Consider the following 8,165-nt stretch of genomic DNA (forward strand, 5'->3'; position numbering starts at 1 on the left):
TAGTTTTAACTTAAACAGTTTTAACGTAAGCAATTTCAGTTTAAGAGATTCAACTCGTGACAAAAAAAACGAATCAGCACAGTGAATTTAAATTAAATAGCCCTTAAAAAAGCTAATAATGCATCTTTTTCATCATTCGTCAGTTGAGAATAAGTTTCTTTAGCACTCTCTGATTCGCCACCATGCCATAAGATTGCTTGCTCAATGGTGAGGGCTCGGCCATCATGCAAAAATCGACTTTTCCCATCACCTTCAATTAAACCTAATCCCCATAATGGTGGTGTACGCCATTCATCAGCTTCTGCACCGGGCTCTTTTGCACCATCACTAAGCTCAGGGCCCATATTGTGAAGCAATAAGTCAGTGTAAGGGTAAAATGTTTGATTACTGAGAATAGGGAATCTTTCCACTTCACCAGTACTTAACGTTTCTCGGTGGCATGCATTACAACCAGTAGAATTAAAAAGTGCTCTTCCCGCAAGGAATGTTTCCTGATTATTAATTCGCCTTTCTGGCACGGCGAGTATAGTTAAAAAATCATTAATATCCTGTACCGACTTATCAGATACTTCAGGGTCACCTCCCGATGGATAAAGATTACATATTCCTTGATTATCAGAGCAAGGTTCTGCTGGGCTCAACGTTGAAGTTAATCCCATATCCTGTTGAAGCGCACCTACTATTTGCCCATCCAATGAACAATGGATAGCTTTCCAGCCGAAACGACCAATACATTGCTGTTGTTGGTTTGCGCTACCAGATATGCCATTCATATCAGTATCATTAACATCTTGATACTCAAGAATAACCGATTCAGGCACTAGATCTAATAATCCCATTCCAATCAATTGAGGCGATAGTCTAGGTGCTAAAACTATGCCTTCATCAAGCGCATTTACATTATCGTTTAAATGGAAAAGGATCTCATTTGAACTTCCTTCGGACCAGCTTACACTTCCTTCGGGCACTCCATCTGCAGAATAAGTTTGTAGCTGTGCGCCCAACATAGAATCTACATTGCCCTCTATATCCCGTAATCTGAACAATATTCCATTGCCAGTGGAACCATCACTTTTTAATGATTCAGCTCTACTTGAAGATTCATGGCAATTTGCACATGAGTCAGTGATTGCAAGCGGACCATAACCATCAAGTAGATCTCGCGCCCCAGGAGCAGGGCCCCAAGTAGCGATAAATAACTCTCGGCCTTGGGAAGCCCCATTATATTCTTGAATATCAAGGTCAGGAATGAACTGTAAAAAACCACTATTTTCTTGATATTCTACCGTTGCAACTCCCCCAGTAGCTCCAAGTACTAAGGTGTTATCAACGACAGAGTCAGAAGCCCCATCCGAACCACCACAGCCCACCAATAAGATATTAAGTAATAAATATAATTTACTTTTCATTACTGATTAAACTCTACTTTTTGTGGAACAGTGTATCCCCAGATGTTGATTGGTTCTTTAATTCCTAACGATCCTTCGAAGCTCCATCCCCAACTAAATATAGAGCGATCTTTACGCAGGGCGATGGTATGTAATGCACCTGGTGCAATATCCTGCACATTATTAAGATCGGCTATTGCGACAGTTGGAGAGATCGGGTCTTGATCAGATTCAAGGCCTAATGTCCCTGTTCCATTAAAACCCCATGGATAAATTAATTGATCGCTTTTTTCTACGAAACTTTGATTGCCATTTGCCCAAACTGCCTTAGCTTGTGTTATCCAAGGTAATTCAACTGCTTCGTAGATTTCATCAGGCCATGTATCTTCAACTGTGTTGCCTATTTGATTACTCGCATTTAATCCCCAACCGTAGACTTTTCCACTTTCACCTAGCGCAAGAACATGTGCTTTACCTGCTGCAACAGAAATAACTTTTTCGAGTAAAGGAATTTGTACAGGCGTATTATAATCGTTTGTATCATCACTACCTTGGCCTAATTGACCATTATCATTTTCCCCCCATCCCCAAAGAATACCATCTGAATCGATAGCGTAAGTGGAATCTGAAGCGGCAGCGATTAGAACAATATTAGTTAACGTAACAAGTTGAGGATAGTCAGCGTCTTCGTTAGAGCTATTCCCTAATTGGCCTTTATCATTCTCACCAAATGTAAAAACTTGGCCATTTTTATCTAATGCAACGGTATGGTCATAACCACGAGTGATTGAAACAATGTCTTTAAGGGCGTTAATTTTTTGAGGTGTATAATAATCAACATCTAAAACTACACTATCTTGATCTCCTAACCCTAATTGACCGCCATCACCATCTCCCCAAGCCCATACATCACCTTCATTATCCAATGCGATGGATGCATTTTGGTTAAATGCTAAAGAAATAAAAGTAACTAGTTCTTCGTTATCTAAAACTTCAATTTTTTGCGGCGTGGTTGGATGATTTTCATCTGTATTTAATCTACTAGTAAACCCTACTCCGGTTTGACCAAGGTTATTCCTACCCCATGTCCAAATCTGACCATCTATAATAGCTCCAGAGTGAGCACCTCCAGCTGCAACTTGTTGTCCAAAATAAATACTATCAGTCATAGATGTTCCATTACCGGCAGCATCTAAGGCGATTAATTCATAATTGTTTAATCCAGGTGTCAAAACAAAAGAAACGTCAAAATCCCCTCCATTAAAAGTTACGTTTTTGGTTAGATCGTTAACTTTCAACTGTAAAGAAGTTACCTCTTGATTGTCAGTAACGGTACCATTAATAGAATAAATGGAGGAATATATGCTGCGATTAGCGGCGAGTGTAGATAATGTGATCTCAGGTTCTGTCGTATCTTTATTAACTTCCGCAGAAGCAGGGGTATCGTTAGAATCGCATCCGGCAATAAATGTTAAAATGCAAACCGATAAAAAACTATGTTGTAACTTCATGCAACCTTCCAATGGCCAATTTAATGATAATGAATATCATTATTGATCAAAAGATTGATGATTTCAAGCTCTTTTATTCTAGTAAGTTATAAATTTTGCTCTGCTTATTATAAAATTTATTAGTTTAGTTTAACGATCATAAAAGCAGATACCCGCTATCATTCATCACGATCAACAAACAACGTAATGAGTAAATATCGGGTACAAGCGATCAGTAAAAATAGCTCTTTATTTTTTATTGTATAGCGCTTGTCCTGTTTTATCTTGGTCTGACCAGAAATTAATATTGAACTGTGCATCTTCACTTAACTCTACTCGATGCCAATATTGTGGAGGACTCGTTGCAAATTGCCCCGCTTCAATAATCACTGTGACTTCTGGCTCAGTCGCTTCGCTATCTGCAAAACCAAAATACGTGACAACGCCTTCCATGACACATAATTGCCCGAAAACATCTGCCGCCGTATTATGATGAGTTAATAATGCTTTCGGCACAGTATCAACAGTGAAGAAAGGGGTCGAGCGTTGAATTGTCCAATTTGCTGGAATTCGTAAATGACTCATAATATTCTCCTAATTTTATAATAGGGTAGATTTGTTCTAACGAACCTAACCCTAGACTTGCATCGAATAAAGCTCAAAGTGCCGCAGGTAATTCTCTTAGTAATGGAAAAGCTTTTTTCATGTGCCCTTCTGTTACGATAAATCCAACCATTTTTTTGTCTTCGTTATACGCCTTTACTGAGCACCCCTCGGTATCGATATCCGCTTGCCAAGAAGTAACACCATTTACCATATTGCCACCTAACTGCATTGGCATTTTCGGTGTTTTTACTTTAACTAACATCGCCGGTAATGTGACCTCAGTAGCTTGCCCTAATAATGTTTTAGCTAACGCATTCGCACTTAACATGATGGGTTGTAAGTACGACATCACCTTGCCATTTATCTCAGCGCAATCTCCCAAGGCATAAATATTGTTCGCAGATGTTTGTAACTGCAAATTAACAACTAAACCATTGTTGACATTGATACCTGATTTTCGCGCTAGGCCTGTATTCGCTTTTAAACCAGCGGCAGAAATAACACAATCAACAATCTGTGTTTCACCAGAGCTAAGCGTGACACAAATACCTGTTTCGCTTGTATTTAATGCGCCTTTATCTGATAAACAGTGATTCAATGAATGGATGGTTTTTCCCAATTCAAACACAACACCGGCCTCAGCCATTTTATTGCGCAGTTGATTCGCTACCAAGTCTGGTAACATATTTGCCATCACACCTTTACTGGGATCAACCACCAGCACCTTTTTACCACTACTCGACAGGTCCATTGCAATCTCAGTGCCGATCAACCCTGCACCAATAACTAAAACACGTTGAGCTTGCTGCAACTGTTGTTGTGCACTTTCAAACTCACGTAAACTATTAAGTGTGATCACTTTGTCAGTTGCATCGCCTAACATAGTCGGAATAAATGCCCGTGCTCCCGTTGCTAAAACAAGTTTTGAATAAGGATACGCTTCACCTGCAACCAAAATCTCTTGGTGTTCGTAATTGATCTGATCAACTTCGGTAAAGGCATGTAACTTAATGTTAAACTCAGTAGCAAACGCTTCCCCTGATAGCCGAATAAGGTCTGCGCTGCTCTGTTCATTAGTAAATACATGGCTTAAATCTGGCTTATTGTAATCATCACCTGCGTCAAGAGTAAAAACAGAAATCGCTATCGCTTGATCCGTGCGTCTAATGGTTTTGATTAATTGGTAAGCGGCAAAGCCGCTACCAATAATAATGATTGGTGCACTCATGATGCTTTGCTCTGTGCAACCGCAACAAATACATCTTTGCCTAGGCCACATTCAGGACAAAGGAAGAAGTCCGGTACGTCGTTCCAAGCTGTACCAGCTGCAACATCTTGGTTTGGTTCACCAATAGCAGGTTCATAAACCCAGTTACAAACCGTACATAACATGTCTTGAGCATCATCAACTTGAACGGCTACAGTTGCAGAAGGTGCTGTTTGAGGCACTGCATCACTCTGTACGTTTGGCTTTACAATAGGTTTTGCAATAATAGATTTGACAGTGATAGGTTGATTAGCAGTGATAGACTGAATATTACTGATATCATGTAATGCCCAGCTTTTTGCAATGCCACGGCCGTATTCACGACATTCATTCATTGCTTTACCATCAGGACGCCATTTTGTTTTTAAGCTGTCAGCAGTTTCAAAACCGGCATCCATTAAACGTATATTAATACGATCAACGGCACCACCATTCCAACCGTAACTACCAAATGCCGCTGCTTTTTTGTTTTTAAAACGTAATCCTGTTATCTCTTCTAACATCGCAGCAATTTGTGGCATCATCACGTTGTTCATACTTGGAGAACCCACTAATACGCCCTTAGAGCGGAATACGTTAGATAATATTTCGTTTTTATCCTGGCGTGAAACATTGAATACTTTAACCGCAACACCTGGGTCAACGTCATGAATCCCTTGAGCCATGGCATCAGCCATCATGCGCGTATTATTAGACATAGAGTCGTAGAAAATAGTGATGCGGTCTTCTTGATAATTATCTGCCCACTCTAGGTATTGATGAATAATTTGCGTAGGGTCATCGCGCCAAATTACACCGTGAGCAGTTGCAATCATATCAACAGGTAGGTTGAAGCTAAGTACCTCTTTAATCTTGGCAGTCACTAACGAGCTAAAAGGCGTTAAAATATTTGCGTAATAACGTAAACATTGTTCTTTTAATTCGTTTTGATCAACTTCGTCATTAAATAGATGCTCATCACAATAATGTTGACCAAATGCATCATTACTAAACAACACTGCATCATCGGTCAGGTAAGTCATCATACTATCTGGCCAGTGCAACATTGGCGTTTCTACAAATATTAATTGTTTGCCGTTACCAATATCCAAGGCGTCACCGGTTTTTACAATATTAAAATTCCATTCAGGATGATGATGCTGACCTGTAATTGAATCAATTGCATTTTCTGTACAGTAAATAGGCGTATTAGGGATTTTTGCCATTAGCGCCGGCAATGCACCTGAGTGATCTTCTTCTGCATGATTAATAACAATGAAATCAATCTCATTTAGATCAATTTCCATCTCTAGATTTTGCACAAACTGTAAGCTAAAACGATGATCAACCGTATCAATCAATACATTTTTTTGTTCGCGAATCAAATAACTGTTATAGCTGGTACCTTTTGTTAGTTTGAATTCCATACCATGGAAGTTTTCTACTTCCCAATCACGCTGTCCAACCCAATGAATGTTATTTTTAATGTGAATCGTCATATTGTTACCTGCATAATTTATAAAAGATTTAAAAAGTTATCTTCCATACTGCAGATTACATGCCAAAATATAAGCAACTGATTTTATTAAACTTATAATTTTAAGTTGTCATTTTGACATCACTTAAACAATGTCATTTAAACAATAAAAATGTCATAATGACAATAGTGAATCACTTTATATTAGGTTTAATATGGATAATAAATACCAAGCATTAACACAATTAGCGATTGATCTAACGGTCAGCGTTTCTAGTCAGGATAGGTTTGATCGCTTGCTGTCAGTTATTCGTAAACTATTTAATTGTAATGCTTCTGCATTATTAGCTTTTCAACATCAACAATTTTCCCCGTTAGCGATTAATGGCCTTTATGATGAAGTGTTAGGACGACGCTTTAATATTCAAGAACACCCTAGATTAGAAGCAATTGCTAGAGCAGGCGATGTTGTTCGCTTTCCTGCTGACAGCACATTACCCGACCCCTATGATGGGCTTATTCCAAATCATCATGGAGAGTTAAATGTTCATTCTTGTATCGGGCTACCATTACTTGCTAATGATCGCTTAATTGGTGCATTAACAATCGATGCTTTCGACCCTCACCAATTTGATCAATTTAGTAATGATGATCTACGTATTATCAGTGCCCTAGCTGCAGCAAGTTTGCATACTTCACTGTTAATGGAGAAGTTAGAAAACCAAGCTGGCGTGTTCAGTAATAACGACCCACTTGACGCATTTACACAACAAACAAGCGGCATGATTGGTCAATCACAGGGAATTTTAGATCTTAAATCACAAATTAAAGCAGTAGCTGACACTGAATTGTCGGTTTTGATCACTGGTGAAACAGGTGTGGGTAAAGAGCTAGTAGCCTCTTCCATCCATCAACAGTCTACACGTTGCGATAATAACCTGATCTATTTAAACTGTGCAGCATTGCCAGAATCGGTCGCAGAAAGTGAACTATTTGGACATGTGAAGGGGGCATTTACTGGAGCAATAAGTGATCGTAAAGGTAAATTTGAACTTGCCAATAACAGCACACTTTTTCTAGACGAAGTTGGGGAGTTGCCGCTATCGTTACAAGCAAAACTGCTTCGTGCTTTACAATACGGCGATATACAACGTGTTGGTGACGAAAAGAGTTTAAAAGTAAATACACGAATTGTCGCAGCAACTAATCGTACATTGCATGAGGAAGTGAAAGCAGGACGTTTTCGTGCTGATCTTTACCATCGATTGAATGTATTTCCTGTGCATGTGCCACCACTGCGAGAGCGAGATAATGATGTTGTACTATTATCAGGATTCTTTGCTGAACGATGCCGTGCAAAATTAGGCTTTAAACGCTTGAGCATTGACCCCGCTGCTATCAATATTTTACAACAGTATTCGTGGCCGGGTAATGTGCGGGAGTTAGAGCATGCCATCAATCGTGCGGCGGTAATTGCAAAATCACAAGCGGCAGATTCATATCTACAATTAAAGGCAAGCCACTTTCAACTCAATGCAGAACATCTAATCACACAAGATCAAGCCTTAACAAACGCAACACCAGCTGAAAATAGTAAGTTATTTTCCACTGAACATGGTCAAGGGTTACGTGAAGCAACTAATGACTTTCAAGCGACTATCATTAAACAGGCATACCAAGAAAATGCTAACAACTGGGTCTCAACAGCAAAACAGCTTAAGCTCGATACAGGTAATCTACATCGATTGGCTAAACGACTTAATTTAAAATAAAGTGACATTGCTTATTATGCAAGAGACTTTAGGTTATTCGCCTTTACATATAATGAACAGTACAACTCATCGATGATGAGCTTGTAAACAATGGTAGTTTTTTGTTACGAGCTCAATCACCTATTTGCAATAAAACAGCTATTTATTAGCACTTTTCATAAGTGATTGCCAATTACCAATTACCAA

The 8,165-nt window shown here is 39.1% G+C and carries 6 protein-coding genes; 1 reads left to right on the forward strand and 5 read right to left on the reverse strand.

Annotated features, from left to right (window positions below):
- Nucleotides 1-92 precede the first annotated feature (92 nt).
- From H5084_RS17550 to norV, 5 genes are all read right to left on the reverse strand, one after another.
- Nucleotides 93-1,409, reverse strand: coding sequence for a di-heme oxidoredictase family protein (locus tag H5084_RS17550; protein WP_182691930.1), 1,317 nt, complete (start codon nucleotides 1,407-1,409; stop codon nucleotides 93-95).
- Nucleotides 1,409-2,899 carry an RCC1 domain-containing protein gene (locus H5084_RS17555; protein WP_182691931.1) on the reverse strand — a complete coding sequence of 497 codons (1,491 nt, stop codon included), beginning with the start codon at nucleotides 2,897-2,899 and terminating at the stop codon, nucleotides 1,409-1,411. The genes H5084_RS17550 and H5084_RS17555 overlap by 1 nt, the downstream gene beginning before the upstream one ends.
- Nucleotides 2,900-3,127: 228 nt before the next feature.
- Entirely contained in the window at nucleotides 3,128-3,463 is a 336-nt protein-coding gene (locus H5084_RS17560; RefSeq protein ID WP_182691933.1) for a DUF1971 domain-containing protein, read from the reverse strand.
- 73 nt (nucleotides 3,464-3,536) lie between these two features.
- Nucleotides 3,537-4,712, reverse strand: a complete 1,176-nt coding sequence (norW, locus tag H5084_RS17565) for an NADH:flavorubredoxin reductase NorW (RefSeq protein WP_182691935.1) — start codon at nucleotides 4,710-4,712, stop codon at nucleotides 3,537-3,539.
- Nucleotides 4,709-6,229 (reverse strand): anaerobic nitric oxide reductase flavorubredoxin, encoded by a 1,521-nt coding sequence (gene norV / locus H5084_RS17570; protein ID WP_182691938.1) that lies wholly within the window; start codon nucleotides 6,227-6,229, stop codon nucleotides 4,709-4,711. Before norV ends, norW begins: the two co-directional genes overlap by 4 nt.
- A gap of 193 nt (nucleotides 6,230-6,422) precedes the next feature.
- Between norV and norR the strand changes: the two genes are divergently transcribed.
- Nucleotides 6,423-7,979 carry a nitric oxide reductase transcriptional regulator NorR gene (gene norR, locus H5084_RS17575; RefSeq protein ID WP_182691940.1) on the forward strand — a complete coding sequence of 519 codons (1,557 nt, stop codon included), beginning with the start codon at nucleotides 6,423-6,425 and terminating at the stop codon, nucleotides 7,977-7,979.
- Nucleotides 7,980-8,165: the final 186 nt, after the last annotated feature.

The sequence above is a fragment of the Psychromonas sp. SR45-3 genome (assembly GCF_014163575.1).
Lineage (GTDB): Bacteria > Pseudomonadota > Gammaproteobacteria > Enterobacterales > Psychromonadaceae > Psychromonas > Psychromonas arctica.

Bases quoted from the DNA above. Each gene is read 5' to 3' on its own strand.
- H5084_RS17550 (WP_182691930.1), bottom strand. From the start codon at position 1,409: ATGAAAAGTAAATTATATTTATTACTTAATATCTTATTGGTGGGCTGT.
- H5084_RS17555 (WP_182691931.1), bottom strand. From the start codon at position 2,899: ATGAAGTTACAACATAGTTTTTTATCGGTTTGCATTTTAACATTTATT.
- H5084_RS17560 (WP_182691933.1), bottom strand. From the start codon at position 3,463: ATGAGTCATTTACGAATTCCAGCAAATTGGACAATTCAACGCTCGACC.
- norW (WP_182691935.1), bottom strand. From the start codon at position 4,712: ATGAGTGCACCAATCATTATTATTGGTAGCGGCTTTGCCGCTTACCAA.
- norV (WP_182691938.1), bottom strand. From the start codon at position 6,229: ATGACGATTCACATTAAAAATAACATTCATTGGGTTGGACAGCGTGAT.
- norR (WP_182691940.1), top strand. From the start codon at position 6,423: ATGGATAATAAATACCAAGCATTAACACAATTAGCGATTGATCTAACG.